General features: G+C 64.3%; 29 protein-coding genes. 18 read left to right on the plus strand and 11 right to left on the minus strand.

The features are described 5' to 3' along the window. Window positions 1–5: 5 nt before the first annotated feature. Both GB880_RS13170 and GB880_RS13175 read left to right on the plus strand, forming a co-directional pair. Entirely contained in the window at window positions 6–287 is a 282-nt protein-coding gene (locus tag GB880_RS13170) for an FAD assembly factor SdhE (RefSeq protein ID WP_154492853.1), read from the plus strand. Window positions 288–378: 91 nt separating this feature from the next. Next, window positions 379–894, plus strand: a complete 516-nt coding sequence (locus tag GB880_RS13175; protein ID WP_154492851.1) for a helix-turn-helix domain-containing protein — start codon at window positions 379–381, stop codon at window positions 892–894. Between the two features lie 33 nt (window positions 895–927). Here GB880_RS13175 and GB880_RS13180 read toward each other — a convergent pair whose 3' ends face one another. After that, window positions 928–1356 carry a VOC family protein gene (locus GB880_RS13180; RefSeq protein ID WP_263467185.1) on the minus strand — a complete coding sequence of 143 codons (429 nt, stop codon included), beginning with the start codon at window positions 1354–1356 and terminating at the stop codon, window positions 928–930. 122 nt (window positions 1357–1478) lie between these two features. On the opposite strand from GB880_RS13180, the gene thyX reads away from it, so the two are divergent. Further along, complete coding sequence (gene thyX / locus GB880_RS13185) at window positions 1479–2384, plus strand: FAD-dependent thymidylate synthase (RefSeq protein ID WP_154492849.1); 906 nt, start codon at window positions 1479–1481, stop codon at window positions 2382–2384. A gap of 70 nt (window positions 2385–2454) precedes the next feature. Here the strand turns inward: thyX and GB880_RS13190 are convergent, their stop codons facing one another. Beyond that, window positions 2455–3237: a 3-hydroxybutyrate dehydrogenase gene (locus GB880_RS13190; protein WP_154492847.1), complete on the minus strand. Its 783-nt coding sequence runs from the start codon at window positions 3235–3237 to the stop codon at window positions 2455–2457. Window positions 3238–3538: 301 nt separating this feature from the next. Between GB880_RS13190 and GB880_RS13195 the strand changes: the two genes are divergently transcribed. Genes GB880_RS13195 through GB880_RS13205 form a run of 3 tightly spaced genes read left to right on the plus strand, consistent with a single transcriptional unit; the run spans window position 3539 to window position 5882 of the window. Beyond that, window positions 3539–5395, plus strand: a complete 1857-nt coding sequence (locus tag GB880_RS13195) for an extracellular solute-binding protein (RefSeq protein ID WP_154492845.1) — start codon at window positions 3539–3541, stop codon at window positions 5393–5395. Beyond that, window positions 5392–5529, plus strand: a complete 138-nt coding sequence (locus GB880_RS13200; RefSeq protein WP_195840738.1) for a hypothetical protein — start codon at window positions 5392–5394, stop codon at window positions 5527–5529. The genes GB880_RS13195 and GB880_RS13200 overlap by 4 nt, the downstream gene beginning before the upstream one ends. Next, the gene (locus GB880_RS13205) at window positions 5529–5882 is read left to right on the plus strand and encodes a hypothetical protein (protein WP_154492843.1); all 354 of its coding nucleotides are present in this window, start codon (window positions 5529–5531) and stop codon (window positions 5880–5882) included. Before GB880_RS13200 ends, GB880_RS13205 begins: the two co-directional genes overlap by 1 nt. 21 nt (window positions 5883–5903) lie before the next feature. Here GB880_RS13205 and xth read toward each other — a convergent pair whose 3' ends face one another. Further along, on the minus strand, window positions 5904–6689 hold the full coding sequence (gene xth, locus GB880_RS13210) for an exodeoxyribonuclease III (protein WP_154492838.1): 786 nt from the start codon (window positions 6687–6689) through the stop codon (window positions 5904–5906). A 37-nt stretch (window positions 6690–6726) separates the two neighbouring features. Next, window positions 6727–7062 carry a HesB/IscA family protein gene (locus GB880_RS13215; protein ID WP_154492836.1) on the minus strand — a complete coding sequence of 112 codons (336 nt, stop codon included), beginning with the start codon at window positions 7060–7062 and terminating at the stop codon, window positions 6727–6729. Window positions 7063–7138: 76 nt separating this feature from the next. On the opposite strand from GB880_RS13215, the gene GB880_RS13220 reads away from it, so the two are divergent. Beyond that, window positions 7139–8275, plus strand: a complete 1137-nt coding sequence (locus GB880_RS13220; protein WP_154492834.1) for a deoxyguanosinetriphosphate triphosphohydrolase — start codon at window positions 7139–7141, stop codon at window positions 8273–8275. A gap of 21 nt (window positions 8276–8296) precedes the next feature. Here the strand turns inward: GB880_RS13220 and copM are convergent, their stop codons facing one another. Beyond that, window positions 8297–8653 carry a CopM family metallochaperone gene (copM, locus tag GB880_RS13225; RefSeq protein WP_154492832.1) on the minus strand — a complete coding sequence of 119 codons (357 nt, stop codon included), beginning with the start codon at window positions 8651–8653 and terminating at the stop codon, window positions 8297–8299. Between the two features lie 166 nt (window positions 8654–8819). Between copM and GB880_RS13230 the strand changes: the two genes are divergently transcribed. Beyond that, complete coding sequence (locus tag GB880_RS13230) at window positions 8820–9242, plus strand: OsmC family protein (protein ID WP_154492830.1); 423 nt, start codon at window positions 8820–8822, stop codon at window positions 9240–9242. Next, complete coding sequence (locus tag GB880_RS13235) at window positions 9242–10075, plus strand: transglutaminase-like domain-containing protein (protein WP_154492828.1); 834 nt, start codon at window positions 9242–9244, stop codon at window positions 10073–10075. Before GB880_RS13230 ends, GB880_RS13235 begins: the two co-directional genes overlap by 1 nt. On the opposite strand, the gene GB880_RS13240 is transcribed toward GB880_RS13235, so the two are convergent. Both GB880_RS13240 and GB880_RS13245 read right to left on the minus strand, forming a co-directional pair. Next, on the minus strand, window positions 10072–11667 hold the full coding sequence (locus GB880_RS13240) for a peptide chain release factor 3 (RefSeq protein ID WP_154492826.1): 1596 nt from the start codon (window positions 11665–11667) through the stop codon (window positions 10072–10074). The two genes, GB880_RS13235 and GB880_RS13240, sit on opposite strands and share 4 nt — an antisense overlap. A gap of 32 nt (window positions 11668–11699) precedes the next feature. Further along, window positions 11700–12449: an NAD kinase gene (locus tag GB880_RS13245; RefSeq protein ID WP_263467186.1), complete on the minus strand. Its 750-nt coding sequence runs from the start codon at window positions 12447–12449 to the stop codon at window positions 11700–11702. A 144-nt stretch (window positions 12450–12593) separates the two neighbouring features. Here GB880_RS13245 and glyA point away from each other — a divergent pair, with 144 nt between their 5' ends. Then, window positions 12594–13877, plus strand: coding sequence for a serine hydroxymethyltransferase (gene glyA, locus GB880_RS13250; RefSeq protein ID WP_154492824.1), 1284 nt, complete (start codon window positions 12594–12596; stop codon window positions 13875–13877). Between the two features lie 18 nt (window positions 13878–13895). On the opposite strand, the gene GB880_RS13255 is transcribed toward glyA, so the two are convergent. Next, the gene (locus GB880_RS13255) at window positions 13896–14279 is read right to left on the minus strand and encodes a hypothetical protein (RefSeq protein WP_154492822.1); all 384 of its coding nucleotides are present in this window, start codon (window positions 14277–14279) and stop codon (window positions 13896–13898) included. A gap of 69 nt (window positions 14280–14348) precedes the next feature. Here GB880_RS13255 and GB880_RS13260 point away from each other — a divergent pair, with 69 nt between their 5' ends. Next, on the plus strand, window positions 14349–15116 hold the full coding sequence (locus GB880_RS13260) for an alpha/beta fold hydrolase (RefSeq protein ID WP_154492820.1): 768 nt from the start codon (window positions 14349–14351) through the stop codon (window positions 15114–15116). 11 nt (window positions 15117–15127) lie between these two features. Here GB880_RS13260 and GB880_RS13265 read toward each other — a convergent pair whose 3' ends face one another. Next, window positions 15128–15433, minus strand: a complete 306-nt coding sequence (locus tag GB880_RS13265) for a hypothetical protein (RefSeq protein ID WP_229774336.1) — start codon at window positions 15431–15433, stop codon at window positions 15128–15130. A 98-nt stretch (window positions 15434–15531) separates the two neighbouring features. On the opposite strand from GB880_RS13265, the gene GB880_RS13270 reads away from it, so the two are divergent. The 3 genes from GB880_RS13270 to GB880_RS13280 all read left to right on the plus strand — a co-directional run bounded on the left by GB880_RS13270 (window position 15532) and on the right by GB880_RS13280 (window position 16719). Beyond that, window positions 15532–15675, plus strand: a complete 144-nt coding sequence (locus GB880_RS13270; protein WP_154492816.1) for an entericidin A/B family lipoprotein — start codon at window positions 15532–15534, stop codon at window positions 15673–15675. 158 nt (window positions 15676–15833) lie between these two features. Continuing rightward, complete coding sequence (locus tag GB880_RS13275; RefSeq protein WP_154492814.1) at window positions 15834–16019, plus strand: entericidin A/B family lipoprotein; 186 nt, start codon at window positions 15834–15836, stop codon at window positions 16017–16019. A 112-nt stretch (window positions 16020–16131) separates the two neighbouring features. Beyond that, complete coding sequence (locus GB880_RS13280) at window positions 16132–16719, plus strand: DUF4231 domain-containing protein (protein ID WP_154492812.1); 588 nt, start codon at window positions 16132–16134, stop codon at window positions 16717–16719. Window positions 16720–16739: 20 nt separating this feature from the next. Here the strand turns inward: GB880_RS13280 and lepA are convergent, their stop codons facing one another. Both lepA and GB880_RS13290 read right to left on the minus strand, forming a co-directional pair. Then, window positions 16740–18539, minus strand: a complete 1800-nt coding sequence (lepA, locus tag GB880_RS13285; RefSeq protein ID WP_154492810.1) for a translation elongation factor 4 — start codon at window positions 18537–18539, stop codon at window positions 16740–16742. Between the two features lie 42 nt (window positions 18540–18581). After that, window positions 18582–19484 (minus strand): DMT family transporter, encoded by a 903-nt coding sequence (locus tag GB880_RS13290; protein WP_154492808.1) that lies wholly within the window; start codon window positions 19482–19484, stop codon window positions 18582–18584. An 88-nt stretch (window positions 19485–19572) separates the two neighbouring features. On the opposite strand from GB880_RS13290, the gene GB880_RS13295 reads away from it, so the two are divergent. The 4 genes from GB880_RS13295 (at window position 19573) to GB880_RS13310 (ending at window position 22133) form a co-directional block, all read left to right on the plus strand. Continuing rightward, on the plus strand, window positions 19573–19758 hold the full coding sequence (locus tag GB880_RS13295; protein ID WP_154492806.1) for a heavy-metal-associated domain-containing protein: 186 nt from the start codon (window positions 19573–19575) through the stop codon (window positions 19756–19758). Window positions 19759–19915: 157 nt separating this feature from the next. Beyond that, window positions 19916–20221, plus strand: a complete 306-nt coding sequence (locus tag GB880_RS13300) for a hypothetical protein (protein WP_154492804.1) — start codon at window positions 19916–19918, stop codon at window positions 20219–20221. Between the two features lie 8 nt (window positions 20222–20229). Next, a complete protein-coding gene (locus GB880_RS13305) occupies window positions 20230–20910 on the plus strand; it encodes an NAD-dependent deacylase (RefSeq protein WP_154492802.1) in 681 nt (226 codons plus the stop codon). A gap of 80 nt (window positions 20911–20990) precedes the next feature. After that, complete coding sequence (locus GB880_RS13310; RefSeq protein ID WP_154492800.1) at window positions 20991–22133, plus strand: alpha-D-ribose 1-methylphosphonate 5-triphosphate diphosphatase; 1143 nt, start codon at window positions 20991–20993, stop codon at window positions 22131–22133. Window positions 22134–22138 lie beyond the last annotated feature (5 nt).

The following is a 22138-nucleotide window of genomic DNA, read 5'->3' on the forward strand; positions in this document are numbered from 1 at the left end:
GCAAAATGGACGACGACATCGCACGGCTGAAGCGGCTGCGGATGCGCAGCTGGCGGCGCGGCACCAAGGAAATGGACCTGATCCTGGGCCCCTTCGCCGACAGTCAGCTTGAGGGGTTGAGCGCCGAACAGCTCGACCAGTATGAGGCGCTGCTGGCGGAAAACGATCAGGATCTTTACCCCTGGATCAGCGCGCGCAGCCGCGGCGAAAGCTCCGGGCCGGCCGAACTGGCACCGATGCTGGACCTGGTGGCGCGCTTTGCCCTGGCGCGGCTGGCGGGGAAATAGCGACAATTTTAGCTAACTGCTTCGGAATTAACCGAAGATTGGGAAATATGGGGCAAGGTGGCGGAAACAAGCCACGAAACGGATACCGCATATGCATCAGCGCAGCCCTGCCCCATCGATGCCCGCACTGCGGGCCGTGTCGCGAAGCAGCCGCACGGAAGCCTATCTGGAAAGTCTGCAGATCCTTGAACGGCTGCATCGGCTTCTGCTTGATCTGGTCAAGGATGAATTCGAACGGATCGGCCGTTCGGACCTGACGCCGGTGCAGGCCCTGCTGATCTATAACCTGGGGGCGGCCGAGGTCACAGCGGGCGAGTTGCGCTCTCGTGGCATGTATCAGGGTTCCAACGTCTCCTACAATCTCAAGAAACTGGTGGAACTGGGATATGTCCACCACGAACGCTGTGAAATGGACCGTCGCTCGGTTCGGGTGCGGCTGACCGAACGCGGTTGGCAGGTGCGCGACTGCGTTGCGAACCTGTTTGCACGCCACGCCGAGGGGTTGGAGCTTTCGGGCGTCCTGGATGACCCGCCGATCGAGGCTGTTAACCTGCAATGGCGGCGGGTCGAACGGTTCTGGGTCGAACAGATCCGCTATATCTACTGATCGAATGACAGGCGCTGTTGCTGCGGCTGCCCCCTACCAGTGGCCTGTATTTTCCATGCTGGCCCAGGGCTCTTGCGGCGGCAGACGCTCGCCCGCCTGCAAGAGTTCGATAGAGATGTTGTCCGGGCTGCGCACAAAGGCCATGTGCCCGTCGCGCGGCGGTCGGTTGATGGTAACACCCGCTGCCATCAGCCGCTCGCACAGGTCGTAGATGTTTTCGACCTGATAGGCGAGATGGCCGAAATGCCGGCTGTCTGACGGCAGGCCGTCGTCGCCATCCCAGTTCCAGGTCAGTTCGACCGGGGTTTCCGGCTGGCCGGGCGGGGCCATGAACACCAGGGTGAACCGCCCCTGGTCGTTTTCGACGCGGCGAATCTCTTCAAGGCCCAGCAGGCGGTAAAAGGCGATGCTCTTGTCCAGATCCAGCACCCGGACCATGGTGTGCAGATAACGAATTTTCACGACGTTCCCTTCCTGATCTCGCAGCGTGACGGCTGACCTGCCAAAACGGCCGGCACGCCAGCGGGGTTCCTTCTGCAGTTCTTCGCGTATAACTACGCCGCAGGCAGTAAAGGAATCCCCCCATGACCCTGACGACCGAGCAACAGGCCCAGATCGATGAGTTGCGCGCCCAGCCGCGCCCCACCCTGCGTGCTGTCTCCGAGGGGATGGAGCGGCACCTTTACCAGCCGCATCCGGTTCTGGACCATGGCATGGTGCGGGTCATCGACTATATGGGCGATGATGCCGCCATTACCCAGGCCGCCCGGGTCAGCTATGGTCGCGGCACCAAATCGGTCAGCAATGACGAGGCGTTGATCCGCTATCTGATGCGGCATTGGCATTCGAGCCCCTTCGAGATGTGCGAGATCAAGCTGCATGTGAAGCTGCCGGTCTTTGTCGCGCGGCAATGGATCCGTCACCGCACAGCGAACGTGAACGAATATTCGGCACGCTATTCCATTCTCGACCGCGAGTTTTATATCCCCGCGCCCGAGCACCTGGCCGCGCAATCGACCGTCAACAACCAGGGTCGTGGCGAGGTTTTGCAGGGCGAAGAGGCTGCGCGGGTGCTGGACCTGCTGCGCCAGGACGCCATGCGCAGCTATGACCATTACGAGTCGCTGCTCAGTCAGGATGGCCAGCAGGGGCTTGCACGCGAACTGGCGCGGATGAACCTGCCCGCCAATATCTATACACAATGGTATTGGAAAGTGGATCTGCATAACCTGTTCCACTTCCTGCGGCTGCGGGCAGACGCCCATGCGCAATACGAAATCCGTGCCTATGCCGTGGCGATCTGCGACATCGTCCGCGATTGGGTGCCCCATGCCTATGCCGCCTTCCAGGACTATCGGCTGGGCGCGGTGCAACTGTCGGCGCAGGCCGTCGCGGTGCTGCGGCGTCGTCTTGCCGGCGAAACCGTGACGCAGGAAAACAGCGGCATGAGCAAGGGAGAATGGCGCGAGTTCGAGGCAATCTGGTCCTGATCGCGACCTTCTGCCCGGCCGGGACATCATCCCTGCCGGGCAGGCCATCCGCGCCAGATGAAAGTTCGGTCTAAAGTGCCGTCCAGCCGCCATCGACGGATATGGTGGTGCCTGTGATCTGGTCGGCCGCCGCCGAACACAGGAAAACAGCCGTCCCGCCCATCTGCTCGACTGTGGCGAATTGTCCCGACGGCTGGCGTTGCAACATGACCTTGGCGATCACGTCCTCGCGGCTCATGTTATGCGTCTTCATCTGGTCGGGGATCTGCTTTTCCACGATCGGGGTCAGCACATAGCCCGGGCAGATCGCATTGCAGGTTATGGCTTCCTGCGCGGTTTCCAGCGCAGTCACCTTGGTCAGGCCGACAATGCCGTGCTTGGCCGCCACATAGGCCGATTTGAACGGGCTGGCCGTCAGACCATGGGCTGACGCGATGTTGATGACCCTTCCCCAACCGGCCTGCCGCATCAGCGGCAGCGCCGCCGCAGTGGTGTGAAACGCCGAACTGAGGTTGATCGCGATGATCGCGTCCCATTTCTCGACCGGAAACTCGGGGATCGGCGCGACATGCTGGATACCGGCATTGTTGACCAGAATATCGCAGCGACCCGCCCGCTGGATCAGTTCGCGACACTGGTCGCCCTTCGACATGTCGGCCTGGATGTAGCGCGCGCTGACGCCGTGTTCGCGCGCCAGGTTTTCGGCCAGGGCATGGTCGTCGTCGCTGTCGGTAAAGCTGTTCAGCACGACATCAGCCCCGGCGCGGGCCAGTTCCTGCGCAACCCCCAACCCGATGCCTGAATTCGACCCGGTCACCACAGCCGTCTTGCCGCTCAGGAATTTCTGAAACATCGCCCTCTCCTGCCCTCATGACATTTTGACGGGGCGAGCATGAGCAAAAACCCCCGCCCGTCAAGCACGCCGCTCGGACCTGCCATGCGATCGAAACGGGATTGTTCGAATAAAAAAGCGCCCGCACGAGGCGGGCGCAAGTCATGAGGCAGGTTTCATACAGGCAAGAAACCTATCGAGCAGTGATTTATCTATACGCTTTTCGCCGGTTGAGTCCAATGGGGAAGTTTGCCTCGCGGCCAAGGGGCCGCTAATCTTGGCGCCAATCAGGTCAACGACCCCGAAACCAGGGCCTTCGAGCATGCGATTCTTCAAATTTACTAACGATTCCGCGATCTGGCGGACACTCGCCCTTTGCGTGTGTGTTGCATCCATGCCGCTGGCAAGTCCCGCCGAACCCGTCCATGCCATTGCAATGTATGGAGAACCGGCGCTGAAACCGGGCTTTACGCACCTGCCCTATGCCAATCCCGAAGCCCCAAAGGGCGGTGCGATTCGCCTTGCCGAAACCGGCACCTTCGATTCGCTCAATCCCTGGATCCTGATGGGGAATCCGGTCTGGCCGATCTTTACGCAGCCGGGATTGCTGACCGAATCGCTGATGATGCGATCCATCGACGAACCCTTCACCCTTTACGGGTTGCTGGCGGAAAGCGTCGAAACCGACCCTGAACGCAGTTGGGTCGAATTCACCCTGCGTCCCGAGGCGCGCTTTTCCGACGGCTCGCCGGTCACGGTCGAGGATGTGATGTGGTCCTATGAGACGCTGGGGACCAAGGGCCACCCGCGCTATACCTCGGTCTGGGCGCAGGTCGATAAGATGGAGCAGACCGGCCCCAACAAGATCCGCTTCAGCTTCAAGACCCGCGACCGCGAGCTGGCGCTGCTGATGGGGATGCGGCCGATCCTGAAAAAGGCCCAGTGGCAAGGGGTCGATTTCAGCCAGTCCAGCCTGACGCCGCCCATCGGCAGCGGTCCCTATGTCATCGACCAGGTCGATCCGGGCCGTTCCATCACCTTCCGGCGCAATCCCGACTACTGGGGCCGCGACCTGCCGGTGTCGCGCGGGCTGCACAATTTCGACACCATCCGCTACGACTATTTCGGGGACGCCGCCGCCATGTTCGAGGCGTTCAAGGCCGGCGAGATCGACGTGTGGCGCGAACTGGTCGCCGCGCGCTGGGACCGCGATTTCGACTTTCCGGCGATCCGCGACGGCCGGGTGGTCAAATCGGAAATCCCCCACCAGCGCCCGTCGGGCATCATCGGCCTGGTGATGAACACGCGCAATCCGCTTTTCGCCGACTGGCGGGTGCGCCAGGCCATGATCGAGGTCTTCAACTATCGTTTCATAAACCTGACGCTCAGCGGCGGCAAGGATCCCCGCATCACCAGCTATTTCGCCAATTCCGAACTGGCGATGCAACCGGGCCCGGCCCGCGGCCGCGAGGCCGAGTTGCTGGCACCCTATGCCGACAGCCTGCCCCCGGGCGCGCTGGAAGGCTATGTCCTGCCCGAAGGCGGCGACCGTGCCGTGGATCGGCAAGGCATCCGCGCGGCACTGGAGCTGTTGCGACTGGCGGGCTGGACGGTCCAGGAGGGCGAGTTGCGCAACGCACAGGGCCAGCCGTTCAAGTTCGAGATCCTGCTGAACCAGTCGGGCAGCGCCATGCGCACCAGCGCCGAAACCCGGCAGATCATCGACATCTTCGTCGAATCGCTGCGCAATCTGGGCATCCGGCCACAGGTGACGATGCTGGACGCCGCGCAATATGTCGAGCGCACCAACAATTACCAGTTCGACATGACCTGGTATGAACGCGGCCTGTCACTATCGCCAGGGAACGAACAGCGTCTTTACTGGGGCCGCGATGGCGTGACCAAGCCGGGCAGCCGCAACTGGATGGGCATGGATTCCCCGGCAGCCGAGGCGATGATCGATGCGATGCTGCAAGCCAGCTCGCCCGAGGATTACCGCGCCGCCGTCCGCGCGCTGGACCGCGTGCTGACCACCGGGCGCTACGTCATTCCGGTCAGCTATTCGCAGATTTCCCGCTTGGCCCATCGCGCCGACCTGCATTATCCTGAAAAGACGCCGCTTTATGGGGACTGGCCCGGCTTCATGCCGGAAACATGGTGGCGTGGGGAAGAACAATGAACCGCAGGCTGATCGCAACCTTGCTGGTGCTGTTGGCGTTGGCCGGATGCAACACCGTTGCCGGCGTGGGCGAGGATATCACCGGCATGTCGCGCCTGGTGCAGGGCAATCTGGGCGGCAGAGGAGGTTACTGATGAGATGGAGTAACGTTCAGGCCAACTGGTCCGCCTTTTACGAGGCGATCACCGAGAAATGGCCCGAAGTGGACGAGGACGACCTGGACGAGATCGACGGCGATCAGCGCGCCTTCATCCGCTATATCGCCAGAGTGACCGGGCAGGACATCGACGAGGCCAAGGACGAAATCCGCGAATGGCTGGCCGGGGAAATTCCGTCGGATGTGGTCATGGACCCGATCCACGACGGACATTCCATTGCCCTGTCGGCCAAATATGTCGGCGAAGGCGAGGACGAATATGCCGACGATGCCCGTTTTGGCGACGATGACGAGGATGCGGCCGATCTGGACGAGGCCCCGGGTCGCTGAACGCCCGTCGGTGGTTCCGTTTCAGGCGTCCAGATCGACCCAGACCGGCACGTGATCGCTGGGCTTGTCCTTGGCCCTTTCGTCGCGATCGATGCCCAGGTCGATCATCAGGTCCGCCGCCTCTGGTGATAGCAGGATGTGATCGATGCGGATGCCATTGTCCCTTTGCCACGCGCCGCCTTGGTAATCCCAGAATGTGAACGGCCCGCGCTGATCGCCGAAATGCCGGTCGCGCACCGCGTCCAGCCAGCCATCAAAGACGATCCGGCGCAGCGCCGCGCGGCTTTCGGGCTGAAACAGCGCATCCTCGCGCCATTTTTCAGGAAAGGCGGCGTCGCGCGGTTCGGGAATGACGTTGAAATCGCCCAGCATCACCGTCGGCAGCTCGGCCGTCAGCAGCTCGCGCGCCCGGGCGTGCAGTCGCGCCATCCAGGCCAGCTTGTAATCGAATTTGGGCCCCGGCTGCGGGTTGCCGTTGGGCAGATAAAGCCCCGCGACGCGCACCGCCTGCCGGCCGATCACCGTAGCCTCGATATAGCGCGCCTGTTCGTCCGACTGATCGCCGGGCAGCCCGCGCGCCACGTCCTCGAGCGGCAGGCGCGACAGGATCGCCACCCCGTTGAAGCTTTTCTGGCCGTGGGTTTCGATGTGATAGCCCAGATCCGCGATCGGCTCGCGCGGAAAGCCGTCATCCTGGGTCTTGATTTCCTGCAACACCACCACGTCGGGCAGCGCCTCGCGCAGCCAGCCGGTCAGCGTGTCGATCCGGGCGCGAACGCCGTTGATGTTGAATGTCGCGATCTTCATGGCGGCACACTAGCCGCGCGCCGCACGGCTGACCAGATCAGATCGAAAAGCTGGTGCCGCAGCCGCAGGACGAACTGGCATTGGGATTGTCGATGGCAAATCGCGCGCCAATCAGTTCATCGACGAAATCGATGGTCGCACCGGCCAGGAACGGCAGCGACACAGGATCGACCACCACGGTCTGCCCCCCGCCCTGCAGGACAAGGTCATCCTCGGCCACATCGTCCAGGCGGATGTCGTATTGAAAGCCCGAACAACCGCCGCCCGATACCGCGACGCGCAGCGGCCGGGCCGGGCCGTCGCCATTGATTTCGGCCAGCCGCGCAAAGGCACGTTCGGTCACGCGCGGTGGCAGGTTCAGTTCCAGGTTCATGGGGCGTTCCCGTTTCCGTCGTCAGGTTGGGAATATAGGGTTGCGCCGAAATTCTCGCAAGGAATGCACGGAGATCATGACGGTTCCCTATGCCTGCCACCCCCAGGACAGCCGCGGCCGGCGCTGGCCCGAACGCATGTCCACCTTTCGCAGCCCCTGGCAGCGCGACCGCGACCGCATCATCCATTCCTCGGCCTTTCGCCGTCTCAAGCACAAGACCCAGGTCTTTGTGGAACATGAGGGCGATTATTACCGCACCCGCCTGACCCATACCATCGAGGTGGCGCAGGTCGCCCGCACCATCGCCGGCGTGCTGGGGCTGAACGCGGATCTGGCAGAAACCGTCGCCCTGGCCCATGATCTGGGCCATCCCCCCTTCGGCCACACAGGCGAGGACGCGCTGGCCGCCTTGATGGCGCCCTATGGCGGCTTCGACCACAATGCCCAGGCGCTGCGCATCGTGACGCGCCTGGAACGGCATTACGCCGATTTCGACGGGCTGAACCTGACCTGGGAAAGCCTGGAAGGCATCGCCAAGCACAACGGCCCGGTCACTGGCGACCTGCCCTATGCCCTGGCCGAGGTGAATGCCGAATGGGATCTGGAGCTGTCCACCAACGCCAGCGCCGAGGCTCAGGTGGCCGCGGTCGCCGATGACGTGGCCTATAATCACCACGACCTGCATGACGGGCTGCGCGCGGGGCTGTTTGATGAAACCGACCTGGCGCAGCTGCCCGTGGTGGGCGACGCCTTTGCCGAGGTGGACGCCCTGCACCCGGGACTGGAGCCGATGCGCCGCCGGCACGAGGCGCTGCGCCGCGTCTTTGGCGTCATGGTCGAGGATGTGATCGCCGTGGCGCAGAACCGGCTGAGCAGCCTTCAGCCCCAAAGCGCCCAGGACATCCGCGACATGGACGGGCCAATCATCCGCTTTTCCAAGCCGCTCTATCAGAATCTCAAGGCGATCAAGCTGTTCCTGTTCACCCGCATGTATCGCGCGCCCTCTGTTGTGGCGGAACGCCAGCGCGTGACGCAGATGCTGAACGGCCTGTTCCCGCTGTATCTGAACGACCCGTCGAAGATGCCCGACCACTGGTTTCAGGCGGCCGAGGCGGCCGGCGACGAAACCGGCCGCGCCCGCGTCGTGCTGGATTACGTCGCCGGCATGACCGACCGCTTCGCCATTCAAGAGGCCGAGCGCCTTCTGGGCTAGAACGCGCCCGCTTTCCGCCGCCTATTCGGCGGCGTCATGCGCCTTCAGCCAATCCTGCATCATCTGGATTTCGGCGGTCTGGGCCTTGATGACCTCTTCGGCCAGCTTGCGCACCTGGGGATCCTTGCCGTGTTCCAGCACCACCTTGGCCATGTCGATGGCGCCCTGGTGATGCGGGATCATGCCGCGCATGAAGTCCACATCGGCGTCACCGCTGTAATCGATCATCATGTCGTCGTGCATGCGCTGCATCGCCGCCTGATAGCCGGCGCTCGCAGCGTCCTGGGCACCATGGCCCGCGTGATCCATCGTTGCGTGATCTTGGGCCAGGGCCGGTGTGGCCAGCACGGCAACCAGGGCAACTGCAATAAGGCGCATATCGTATCCTCCGCGTCAAATCCCGGAAATCAGGCCCGTTTTCGGAGCGGGACGCAAATGACAAGCCCGTCACCGGCGGCCGTCGCAAAACGTGATTGAACCCGCGCGGTCCCAGTGGCGTTTCCCCTGCAAACCCCCACGGAAATCGCATTTGCAGGAGCGACCGATGATCGTCAATTCCGGTTCGGCGAAATGGCAGGGCGGGCTCAAGGACGGGACGGGCAGTATCTCGACCCGGTCCGGCGCGCTCAGCGACCAGCCCTATGGCTTCAACACCAGGTTCGAGGGCAAGCCCGGCACCAACCCCGAGGAACTGATCGGTGCCGCCCATGCCGCCTGTTTCAGCATGGCGCTGTCCGGCCAGCTTGCCCAGGAAGGCATCACCGATGTGCGCATCGAAACCACTTCGGAAATCGGGCTGGACAAGGACGGCGACGGCTTTGCCATCAAGACCGCGCATCTGGTGACCCGCATTTCGGCCACCGGCGACAAGGCCGTGATCGAGGAATGCGCCCGCCGGGCCGAAAAGGGCTGCCCGGTCAGCAAGCTCTTGAACGCCCGCATCACCCTGGACGTGACGGTCCTGTGATGCTGATCCGATACGGCTATCGCATCACCCTGGAATCGGACGGGCCGGTTCCGCTGATCACGATGATGACCGCGCGCCCTGAACGCCGCATGGATCTGCGCGGCACCGAACAGTTCCGCACCGACCCCGAGGTGGCTTGCGCCACGCATCTGGACGTGTTCGGCAACCTGCGGATGCGCCTGACCGCCCCCGGCGGGCGGTTGACCCTGCAATCCGATGCGGTGATCGCCGACAGCGGCTTGCGTGACCCGATCTGCCCCGCGGCGCAGGAAATCCCGGTTGCATCCCTGCCCGACGAGGTGCTGCCCTACCTCGCACCCAGCCGCTATTGCGAATCCGACATGATGGGACAGATCGCCTGGGATCTGTTCGGCAATGTTGCGCCTGGCTGGCCGCGGGTGCAGGCGATCTGCGACTTTGTCCATCAGCGCCTGGTGTTCAGCTATGGCGATGCCGATGTGTTCCGCACCGCCCACAGTTCCTATGCCGAGCAGAAGGGGGTTTGCCGCGACTATGCGCATCTTGCCATAGCGCTCTGCCGCGCGCTGAACATCCCGGCCCGCTATGCCTTTGGCTATCTGGGCGACATCGGCGTGCCGCCCAGTCCCGACCCGATGGATTTCGCCGCCTGGATGCATGTCTGGCTGTCGGGTCGGTGGTGGGCGTTCGATCCGCGCAACAACAGCCCGCGTATCGGGCGCATCACCATCGGCCACGGCAGGGATGCCGCCGATGTGCCCATGATCGCCAGCTTCGGCACGCACCGCCTGGTCGATTTCAAGGTCTGGACCGATCAGGTCAAGGACGACCCGACCGATCCCCAAGACGGCTAGACCATCATTTCCTTGGTTGCGGTCAGCTTCAGTTCCGGGTGATCGCGCTGCACCCGGTCGATGTCCCATTGCAACCGCGTCAGATAGACCAGATCGCCATCATGATCGCGCGCCATGTGCTGCTTGTTGGCATTGGCGAACTGGTCGATGCGCTCCTTGGGGCCAGCCACCCAGCGGGCGCTGGTGAACTGCGACGGCTCGAACCGCACGGGCAGGCCGTATTCCAGTTCGATCCGGCTGGCCAGCACCTCGAATTGCAGCGCGCCCACCACCCCGACGATGAAGCCCGAGCCGATCATCGGCTTGAACACCTTGGCCGCGCCTTCCTCGGCAAATTGCATCAGCGCCTTTTCCAGGTGCTTGGCCTTCATCGGATCGCCCGCGCGTACGGTTTGCAACAGCTCGGGTGCAAAGCTGGGGATGCCGGTAAAGCGCAGCGCCTCGCCCTCGGTCAGCGCGTCGCCGATGCGCAGCTGGCCGTGGTTGGGGATGCCGATGATGTCGCCGGCCCAGGCCTCTTCGGCCAGTTCGCGGTCGGCGGCCAGGAACAGCACCGGGTTCGACACCGCCATCGGCTTTTTCGACCGCACGTGCAAAAGCTTCATCCCGCGCTCGAAATGCCCCGAGGCCAGGCGCACGAAGGCCACCCGGTCGCGGTGCTTGGGGTCCATGTTGGCCTGCACCTTGAACACAAAGCCGGTGACGGCGGATTCGTGCGGCGCGATTTCGCGTTCGGCCGAGTTCTGCGGCTGCGGCGGCGGCCCGAATTCGCCGATGCCGGTCATCAGCTCCTTGACGCCAAAGCTGTTGATCGCACTGCCGAACCAGATCGGGGTCATGTGCCCTTCCAGAAAGCTCTGGCGATCAAAGGCGGGCAGCAGTTCGCGCGCCATCTCGAGTTCCTCGCGCAGCCTGGCCAGCAGGTCGGCGGGCACGTGATCGGCCAGCCGCGGATCGTCCAGCCCCGAAATCTGGATCGATTCCGCCACCCGGTTGCGGTCGGCACGGTCCATGATCTCCAGCCGGTCATGCAGCAGGTCATAGGCCCCGACAAAATCGCGGCCCATGCCGATGGGCCAGCTTACCGGGGCGACATCGATGGCCAGGTTTTCCTGGATTTCGTCGATGATCTCGAAGGTATCGCGACTTTCACGATCCATCTTGTTGCAGAAGGTCAGGATCGGCAGATCGCGCAGGCGGCAGACCTCGAACAGCTTGCGGGTCTGGCTTTCCACACCCTTGGCGCCGTCGATGACCATGATCGCCGCATCGACTGCCGTCAGCGTGCGATAGGTGTCCTCGGAAAAGTCGCTGTGGCCGGGGGTGTCGACCAGGTTGAAGCGGTATTGGCCAAAGTCGAAGGACATCGCCGAGGCCGACACCGAAATCCCCCGGTCCTGTTCCATCTTCATGAAGTCCGAGCGCGTGCGCCGCGCCTCGCCCTTGGCGCGCACCTGGCCCGCCATCTGGATGGCCCCGCCGAACAGCAGGAATTTTTCCGTCAGCGTGGTCTTTCCAGCGTCCGGATGCGAAATGATCGCAAAGGTGCGGCGGCGGGCGATTTCGGGGGGCAGATCGGGTTGGTTGCTCATGCCCGGCCGTTTATCGCGGGCACGCGCGGTTCTCAAACGAATTGTTCGCGCATCAGGCGCTCTTCCAGCCCGTGACCGGGATCGAACAGCAGTCGGTGGCTGATCGACAGCTCGGTGCGAACCTCGACCCACAGCACGGAATCGACCCCCCGGGAATCGGCGTCGGCCATGACCGGACGCTTGTCCGATTCCAGCACGTCAAAGCGCAAGGTGGCCGAACTGGGCAATATCGCTCCGCGCCAGCGTCGGGGGCGAAAGGCGGCAATTGCGGTCAGGGCAAGGACATCCGACCCCAGCGGCAGAATCGGACCGTTGGCGGAATAGTTGTAGGCGGTTGAGCCCGCCGGCGTGCACAGCAACGCCCCATCGCAAACCAGTTCGCGCATCCGCACCTGCCCGTTGACACTGATCTGCAGACGCGCCGCCTGCGGACCCGCGCGCAACAGGCTGACCTCGTTGATCGCCAGGGCGCAGTGCTCATGTCCGTCGGTGGTTCCTGCTGTCATCGCCAGCGGATGAATGACGGTTTCCTCGGCCGCGCGGATGCGGGCGGGCAGGTCGTCATCGGAATAGGTGTTCATCAGGAAACCGACCGTGCCGCGATTCATGCCATAGACCGGCAGGCCGCGGTTCTGATGCATGACATTCAGCATCAGCCCGTCCCCCCCCAGCGCCACGATCACTTCGGCCTCGCGCATGGGAACGTGGCCATAGCGTTCTGACAGGGTTTCGGCCGCGGTAACCGCAGTTTCCGTGCTGCTGGCGATGAAATGCATCTTCATGCATGCCATCTTGCCGTCCGCACGCGCCGGCGCAAGCCCCTGCGACGGCGGCAAATCCTGCCGCATCGCCGTCGCATCCATCCTAGCCGGCGGCGACAAAACCCGCTAGAACCCCGCCAGGCCGCCTTTATGCATGAGGACCAGATGACCGACACCGGATTTTTCACCGAGACGCTGGATAGCCGCGACCCCGAAATCTTTGGCGCGATCCGCAAGGAACTGGGCCGCCAGCGCGACGAGATCGAACTGATCGCGTCGGAAAACATCGTCTCGAAGGCGGTGCTGGAGGCTCAGGGTTCGGTCCTGACCAACAAATATGCCGAAGGCTATCCCGGCAAGCGCTATTATGGCGGCTGCCAGTATGTCGACATCGTCGAAGAACTGGCGATCGAGCGCGCGAAAAAGCTTTTCGACTGCCAATTCGCCAATGTGCAGCCCAATTCCGGCAGCCAGATGAACCAGGCGGTATTCCTGGCACTGCTGCAGCCCGGCGACACCTTCATGGGGCTCGATCTGAATTCGGGCGGGCACCTGACCCATGGCAGCCCGGTGAACATGTCGGGCAAATGGTTCAACGTGGTCAGCTATGGCGTGCGCCAGCAGGATCAGCTGCTGGACATGGATGAGGTGCGCAGAAAGGCATTGGAACACAAGCCCAAGCTGATCGTGGCCGGCGGCACCGCCTATAGCCGCATCTGGGACTGGGCGGCATTCCGCGCCATCGCCGATGAGGTGGGCGCCTGGCTGATGGTGGACATGGCCCATATCGCCGGGCTGGTCGCGGGTGGCCAGCATCCCTCGCCCATCCCGCATGCGCATGTGGTCACCACCACCACGCACAAGTCGCTGCGTGGGCCGCGCGGCGGCATGGTGCTGACCAACGACGCCGATATCGCCAAGAAGATCAATTCGGCGGTGTTCCCCGGCCTTCAGGGCGGTCCCCTGATGCATGTGATCGCCGCCAAGGCCGTGGCTTTCGGCGAAGCGCTGCGCCCCGAGTTCAAGGACTATGCCGCGCAGGTCGTGGCCAATGCCCGCGCCATGGCGGACGAGCTGATGAAGGGCGGCATCGACATCGTGTCGGGCGGCACCGACAACCACCTGTGCCTGGCGGACCTGCGCCCCAAGGGCGTGACCGGCAAGGCAACCGAGGCGTCGCTGGGGCGTGCCCATATCACCTGCAACAAGAACGGTGTGCCCTTCGACCCCGAAAAGCCGTTCGTGACCTCGGGCATCCGCCTGGGCGCCCCGGCTGGCACCACCCGCGGCTTTGGCGAGGCCGAGTTCCGCCAGATCGCCCGCTGGATCGTCGAGGTCGTGGACGGCCTGGCTGCCAATGGCGAAAACGGCAATGCCGAGGTCGAGGCCAGGGTCAAGGCCGAAGTGGCTGCCCTTTGCGCGCGCTTCCCGCTTTACAACGGCATGTGAATGTCTGCCGGCGCGGGCTCAGACCAGTCCGCGCCGGGTCATGATCCAGACCGCGACCCCGGCCAGCACCAGCAACCCCAGGGCCACGCTGGCCGCAAAGCCTGCCATGCGCCCACGCATGCGCGCCCCCTGCCCCAAGGGCCGCAGATGCGCCAGCAGCGCGCGATGCGCCTGTCCCACGCGGGCCAGGTCGACCTGGCGGGCAAGGCGGGGGTTCTCGGCCAGGCGGTCGGCATCGGCCAGGATGCGGGCTTCGCGCCGCAGGCGACGCGGCAGAGCCCCACCCCGCTTGCGCAACATGATTTCAAGGCTGGCGTGCTGACCGCGACGCAGCCCGCCGTGGCGCGCGGCGATCAGGCTGGCGATTTCGTCAGCCATCGGCCTGATATCGTCAATCCGCATCGACATTTCCTTTCCCCAGCCAAGCTAGCCGCTCTGGTCACGGCTGACCAGTAGCGCTAGGCTGGCGGAATGATGTTGCAGTATACAGAAACCGGAACCGACACCGGGCAACCCCCGGTTTTGATTGCACACGGGCTGTTCGGATCGGGGCGCAACCTGGGCGGGCTTGCGCGGCGACTGGGCGAGACCCGGCGGGTGGTGCTGGTGGACATGCGCAACCATGGCGACAGTTTCCACGATCCCGACCACAGCTATCCGGCGCTGGCGCAGGATCTGGCGCAGGTGATCGACCATATCGGCGGACCCGCGGATCTGGTGGGTCATTCGATGGGCGGCAAGGCGGCCATGTGCCTTGCGCTGACCCGGCCCGATCTGGTCCGGCGGCTGGTGGTGCTGGACATCGCCCCCTACGCCTATGACCATAGCCAGAACGGGCTGATCGACGCAATGGAGGCGACAGATCTGACCGGCCTGCGCCTGCGGTCCGAGGCTGATGCACGTCTGGCACAACATATCGCGGATGCCGGCGTGCGCGCGTTTCTGCTGCAATCGCTGGACATGAAGGCCGAACCGCCGCGCTGGAAATTCAACCTGGCCGCATTGCGCGACCAGATGCCGTTGATCACCGGCTGGCCACGGATCGAGACGAACGGCTTCGACGGTCCGGCGCTGTTCCTGGCCGGAAACGAGTCGGATTATTGTCGCCCCCAGCAATGCGATGCCATCGGCCGGCATTTCCCGCAGGCGCAGATCATCCATATCCCGGGCGCAGGTCACTGGCTGCACGCCGACAAGCCCGCCGAAATCGCCGAGGCGGTGCTGTCCTTTCTGGGCTGACAGTCAGGCGCTCAGCCGCAATCCAGCGCCAGCCGCGCCTCGCCGGTATCGCCGGGCAGGCGCGTGATCAGACTGCCGGGAATCGCGCGGCAGCCGGTGGCCTGTTCAGCCGCCTGCCGCATCAGATCGGGAACCGGCGCCCTCTGCCGCGGCGTCAGGTAACCCAGGCGGATGACCTGAGCCCGGTTGCCTTGATGAAACACGGCAAAGCGGATGCCCTGTAGCGTGACATCGTGCCGCGCCGCGCCGAAAAACCCCGGCGAAGGCGAGGCGCAGGCGGAAACCAGCAGCACGATCAGACGGGCGAATCGCATCATGCTGGCATTGTCGCCTCGGCGGGTTAAGATCGCATTAACGGAACCTGACCAATAATCCGGCGTTTTTTGCTACAACCATGACCGAGCAGGAGCATCTGATGACCCGTTTTGCCAAGCTTATCCCTGTGTTTGCCCTGTTGGCGCTGGCCGCCTGCGAAACAGTCAAGGGCGCGGGGCGCGATCTGCAAACCGCAGGTCAGGTGGTTTCGCGCGAAAGCGCACAGGTGCAATCGGGCATGTAACCATTCCGCAAAGCGCGCCTCACCCCGGCAATTTTCCGCCGCCAGCCTGTCACCGCGATCAATTTCCCGCGGATCGCCACGACAAGCCGCGCAAGGCACTGGGAAGGGCGCGCGGCTCGGGCTAGAAAACCGGCATAGCACGATCACAGGACATTGCGATGCCCAGACTGACCATTCTATGCCCTCTGCTGGCTCTGCTGACCCTGGCCGCCTGCGAAACCATGCAAGGCGCAGGACGAGACATGCAGACCGCCGGCGCCTTGCTGACGCAACAGGCCGCCACCAGCCAAAGCCAGATCGGCAGCTACGCGCCCAGTGCAGCCGCCCCGGCACCTGGTTATTGATCCTGGCTTCGGCCGACGGGGGGCGGTATCGCGCCGCCCTTCTTGCTGCGCAAACGGCATGTTAAGATGAGCATCATCGCCTTGACGGGTCTGCGATCTGAAGGAGCGTGCGATGTTCGGAAACAGCGCCGAGCGGGCCGCCCCAGCTGCGGCCGACTATTCCATCCTTGACGACCTGCGACGATCCGAGCGCTATTACAGCCGCACCGCCCTGGTCAATTACATCTTTCACCATGCGGCGACCTGGGCCATCCTGGTGCTGTCGACGGCAATTCCGTTGCTGACACTGTCAGGCCTGCCTGATGGGCAACAGAAATGGCTGATGGCGATGCTGGGTGCGGCGGTGGCCGTGCTGCAGGGCTCGAAACAGATTTTCAACTGGCACGAACTCTGGATCACCTATCGCACCGCCCGGGAAGGGATCCGCCGCGAAAAGCTGCTGTTTCAATCTGCTGCCGGTCCATACGCGGCCTTGGGGGCGCCCGACCGGCAGGCACTGCTTGCCCAGCATATCGCCGCAATCCTCGAGGCCGAGGCAAAATCCTGGGTAGTCATCCGCGGCCGCGACAGAAGCGGCTCGGACAATGGCACGCCCAATCCGCAGGGGGTCGAAACCGGAAAGACGGAAACCGCGGACGACACGGCGAATGCCGCCTCCCATGCACAGCCGCCGGTCCGCCCAGGGGCCAAGGGCGGCTGACGCCGCCACGCAGCCAAGGCTCAGTTGTCCATCTTGAGCGCCTGGATGAAGGCGGTCTGCGGGATCTCGACCTTGCCGAATTGCCGCATCTTCTTTTTCCCGGCCTTCTGTTTTTCCAGCAGTTTCTTTTTCCGCGTCGCGTCGCCGCCATAGCATTTGGCGGTCACGTCCTTGCGCATCGCCGACAGGGTTTCGCGCGCAATCACCCGGCTGCCGATGGCCGCCTGGATCGGGATCTTGAACATGTGGCGCGGAATCAGCTCCTTGAGCTTTTCGACCATGGCCCGGCCGCGACTTTCGGCGCGGTCGCGATGCACCATGATTGCCAGCGCGTCCACCGGCTCGTCATTGACCAGGATCGACATCTTGACCAGATGATCCTCGCGGTATTCCGACAACTGATAGTCGAAACTGGCATAGCCCTTGGTCACCGATTTCAGCCGGTCGTAGAAATCGAACACCACTTCGGCCAGGGGCAGGTCATAGACCACCATGGCGCGATTGCCGGCATAGGTCAGATCCATCTGGATGCCGCGGCGGTCCTGACACAGTTTCAGCACATCGCCCAGATATTCGTCCGGCACCATGATCGTGGCCTTGATGCGCGGCTCTTCGATGTGGTCGACATAGGTCAGATCGGGCATGTCGGCGGGGTTGTGCAGGTCGCGCACCTCGCCGTCCTTCATGTGCAGCTTGAACACCACGCTCGGCGCGGTGGTGATCAGGTCCAGATCGTATTCGCGTTCCAGCCGGTCGCGGATCACCTCGAGGTGCAAGAGCCCCAGGAAACCGCAGCGAAAGCCAAAGCCCAGCGCCGCCGAGGTTTCCATCTCGTAGCTGAAGCTGGCGTCATTCAGGGCCAGTTTCTCGATGGCGTCGCGCAGCGCCTCGAAGTCATTGGCATCGACCGGGAACAGCCCGCAGAACACCACCGGTTGCGCCGGCTTGAACCCCGGCAGCGGCGTGTCGGTGCCCTTTTTCTCATGCGTGATGGTGTCGCCGACGCGGGTGTCGCGCACCTGCTTGATCGAGGCGGTCAGCACCCCGATCTCGCCCGGGCCCAGTTCGGGAATGTCCTGCATCTGCGGGCGCAGCACCGCCAGCTTGTCGATGCCATAGACGGCGCCGGTCTGCATCATGCGGATGCGGTCGCCCTTGCGGATCACGCCATCCATGACACGGATCATCACCACGACGCCCAGATAGGGGTCATACCAGCTGTCCACCAGCATCGCCTTCAGCGGCGCGTTCCGGTCGCCCTTGGGCGCCGGCAGGCGGGTCACGATCGCTTCCAGCACATCGGGGATGCCCAGACCGGTCTTGGCCGAAATCGGGATCGCGTCCGAGGCGTCGATGCCGATCACCTCCTCGATGTTTTCCTTGACCCGCTCGGGCTCGGCGGCGGGCAGGTCGATCTTGTTCAGCACCGGCACGATTTCATGCCCGGCGTCGATGGCCTGATAGACATTGGCCAGGGTCTGCGCCTCGACCCCCTGGCTGGCATCGACGACCAGCAACGATCCTTCGACCGCGCGCATCGAGCGGCTGACCTCATAGGCGAAATCGACGTGACCGGGGGTGTCGATCAGGTTCAGGATATAGGTTCGCCCATCGCGCGCCGGATATTCGATGCGCACGGTATTGGCCTTGATGGTGATGCCGCGTTCGCGCTCGATGTCCATGCTGTCCAGCAGCTGGGCCTTCATGTCGCGTTCGGCGACCGTGCCCGTCATCTGGATCAGGCGGTCGGCCAGGGTGGACTTGCCGTGGTCGATATGGGCCACGATCGAGAAATTGCGGATGAGATCAAGGTCGGTCATGGCGCGGCTATAGCGTGGCTTTGGCGTTGCGGAAAGGGGGATTCAGGGCGCAAGCAAACCTGCCTCGCGCAGCAGTCGCCGGCGCAGCAACGCCTCGCGCCACATGGTGTAGCACCCCGAGGCGACGATGATCGCGGCCCCGGTCATGGTCAGCGCATCCGGCCGCTCCCCGAACACCAGAAAGGCGAGGATCAGCGCGAACACCAGCCGCGCATAACGATAGGGCGCCAGCGCCGACGCCTCGCCCACCCTTGTGGCCGCCACCAGCAGCGCATAGCCACCGACACCCACCGCGATGCAGGCCAGAAACAGCAGCCATTGCCGGCCGTCAGGCATGACGAATTCCTGACCCAGAACCCATCCCATCAGCACCGAAGCGATCAGGATGGCGAAAAAGGCGGCGGCGGCAAGCTGTTCGGATCGCACCTGCGCCGGCACCCGGCGCGTCATCAGGTCGCGCGCAGCCAGCCCCACCACCGCCAGCAATGCCATCAGCGATACCGGCCGGAACCCCTCCAGCCCGGGGCGGATGACCAGCAGCACCCCCAGAAAGCCGACGATGATCGCGCTCCACCGTCGCCAGCCGACCGGCTCGCCCAGAAACAGCGCTGCGCCCAGCACGATCGCCAGCGGCAAGGCCTGCATGATCGCCGAGGTCGACGAAAGCTCGGTCAGAGCCAGTGCCACGACAATCCCGATCGAGCCCACCGCCTCGGCCAGGCTGCGCAACAGCACCACCGGCCGCAGCAGGTCAGGCGTGAACAGCCGCCCGCCTTTCAGCCACAGCATCCCGGCAAAGCTGGCAAAGCCCAGCAGCCCGATCAGCCCCAGCACCTGGGCATAGGGCAGTTCGGCCGCCAGCAGCTTGATGAACATGTCCTCGAAGGCAAACAGGACCATGGACACGACCATCAGCATCGCGCCGCGAAAGTTTTCGGTGACCATCTGGCCGTCGCCTCATGTCAGGGAATTGCAGAACCCGGGGTTTGCCGCGATCATAGGCAGATTGTCAGCCAAGCGAAAGGACGGGTCGATGAAATTCCGCGTCAGCGACATGAGCTGCGGCCACTGCACTGCCGCCATCGAAAAGGCCGTGGCCGAGGCCGGAGGCCAGGCAAAAGCCGATCTTCAGGATCACAGCGTCACTGTTGAAGGCCTGACCCCGGAACGCGCGGCCGATGTGATTCGAGAGGCGGGCTATACCCCCGAACCCGCCTGAGGCAGATATAGCGTCAGACCAGCCGGCAACGCCCAGATCCGTGCGCCCGTCGCCGTTGAGCGCGCCCAGGCTTTCTGCTAGCCTGCGGACGCAGAGGCGCGGCCGAAAGAGGGTGTTCAGCCCCGGTGCCGCACAGGCCCAAGCCGAGGAGACAGAGATGTTCGACCGCCTGATGATCGCCGCGGCCGCGGTGGTGCTGATCGTGCCGCCAGCCGTCGCCGGTCCAATCGATTCCGCCTGCATGCGATCGGATCGCGGAGCGCGCAGCACGCAGTTGTGCGGCTGCATCCAGCAGGTCGCAGACCAGACCCTGTCGCGCGCCGATCAGCGCCGCGCCGCACGCTTCTTTCAAGATGCCGACGCCGCGCAGAAGGTGCGCATGTCCAAAAGTGATGCCGACAACGCCTTCTGGGGGCGCTATAAGAACTTTGCCGCTGCGGCCGAGGCTTATTGCGCAAACTAGAGGTGTGAATGCGAATTGCCGTCCTGACCGGCGCCGGAATCTCGGCGGAAAGCGGCATTCGCACCTTTCGCGCCACCGATGGTCTGTGGGAGGAACACCGCATCGAGGATGTCGCTACCCCCGACGGCTTTCGCCGCAATCCCGTGCTGGTGCATCGATTCTACAACATGCGCCGGGCCGATGCCGCCCGCGCCCAGCCCAATGCGGCCCATCGAGCACTGGCGCGGCTGGCGCGTCACCATGACGTGACGCTGATCACCCAGAATGTCGATGACCTGCACGAACGCGGCGGCTCGACCGATGTCATCCACATGCATGGCAGCCTGCTTGGCGCCTTGTGCGCGCATTGCGGCCACCGCTGGCCGGCAACACTGATCATGCGCTCGCGCGATCCCTGCCCCGCCTGCAACACAGCCGCGACCCGCCCCGATATCGTCTGGTTCGGCGAGATCCCCTATCACATGGAACGGATCTGGGCCGCGGTCGAGGATGCAGACATCTTTGCGGCCATCGGCACTTCGGGTCAGGTCTATCCGGCAGCGGGCCTTGCCCAGCACGCCCGCCGCCACGGCGCGCAGACGGTTGAATTGAACCTGACCGCCTCGGCCATCAGCGGGGATTTCATGGACCACCGCACCGGGCCGGCGACGCAGGTGGTGCCCGCATGGGTGGACGAACTTTGCCGATGACGCTACGGGCCGCGCGCAGAGACTTGACGGCCCCCGTCGTGGCTGGTCCTGTGCCCGCCGCCACCCCGAACCGGACCGACATGACCGCACAGATCCTTGCCAATGCCCGCCTGATCCTGCCCGATGCCGTGAAAGCGGGGGGGCTGATCCTGGACAACGGCCGGATCGAGGCCGTCCTGCCCGATGGTCGGGTGCCGGCCGGCGCGCTGGACCTGCAGGGCGATTTTCTGGCCCCCGGCCTGGTCGAGTTGCATACCGACAACCTGGAACGCCACCTGCGGCCGCGTCCGGGCGTCGACTGGCCCCATGCCGGCGCGATATTGGCCCATGACGCCGAACTGGCGGGATGCGGCATCACCACCGTCTTCGACGCCATGCGGGTGGGCTCGATCCCCAGCGATTCCCCCGACGCCGATTACGACAAGTATGCCCGCGCGCTGGCCCACGAACTGGCAGCGATCCGCAATCGCGGCTGGCTGCGCATCAGTCACTTCCTGCATCTGCGGGCCGAGGTCTGTTCCGAAACGCTGCTGGCGGAACTGGACGAGTTCGGCCCCGAGGACGCCGTCGGCATCGTCAGCCTGATGGACCACACCCCGGGCCAGCGCCAGTTCCGCGACCTGTCCAAGCTGGCCCAATACGTTCAGGGAAAATACAAGCTGAGCGACAGCGATTTCGCCGACCATGTCGCCCGGCTGAAGGCCCTGCGCGCCCGGTATGGCGACGCGCATGAGGCGGCTGCGGTCGAAATCGCCCACCGTCTTGGCGCGGTGCTGGCCAGCCACGACGATACCACCGCCGAACATGTGGCCGTATCCGCCCGCCACGGGGTGCGGCTGGCCGAATTTCCCACCACGGCCGAGGCCGCCGCCGCCTGTCACGACCACGGCATCCGGGTGATGATGGGGGCCCCGAACCTGATCCGGGGCGGCAGCCATTCGGGAAACATCTCGGCCGCCGAGCTGGCGCGTCAGGGGCTGCTGGACATCCTGAGTTCGGACTACGTGCCCGCAAGCCTGCTCGCCGGGGCAATGATGCTGGCCCGGATCTGGGACGATCTGCCGCGCGCCATCGCCACGGTCACGGCCAATCCCGCCCGGGCGGCGGGGCTTGCCGATCGCGGCAGCATCGCGCCGGGCCAGCGCGCCGACCTGATCCGCTTTGCCACCATGGACGACACCCCGGTGATGCGCGCAACCTGGGTCGCGGGGCAGCGCGTCTGACCGCC

This window comes from Paracoccus sp. SMMA_5_TC (genome assembly GCF_009696685.2).
In the GTDB taxonomy this organism is placed as follows: Bacteria; Pseudomonadota; Alphaproteobacteria; order Rhodobacterales; family Rhodobacteraceae; genus Paracoccus.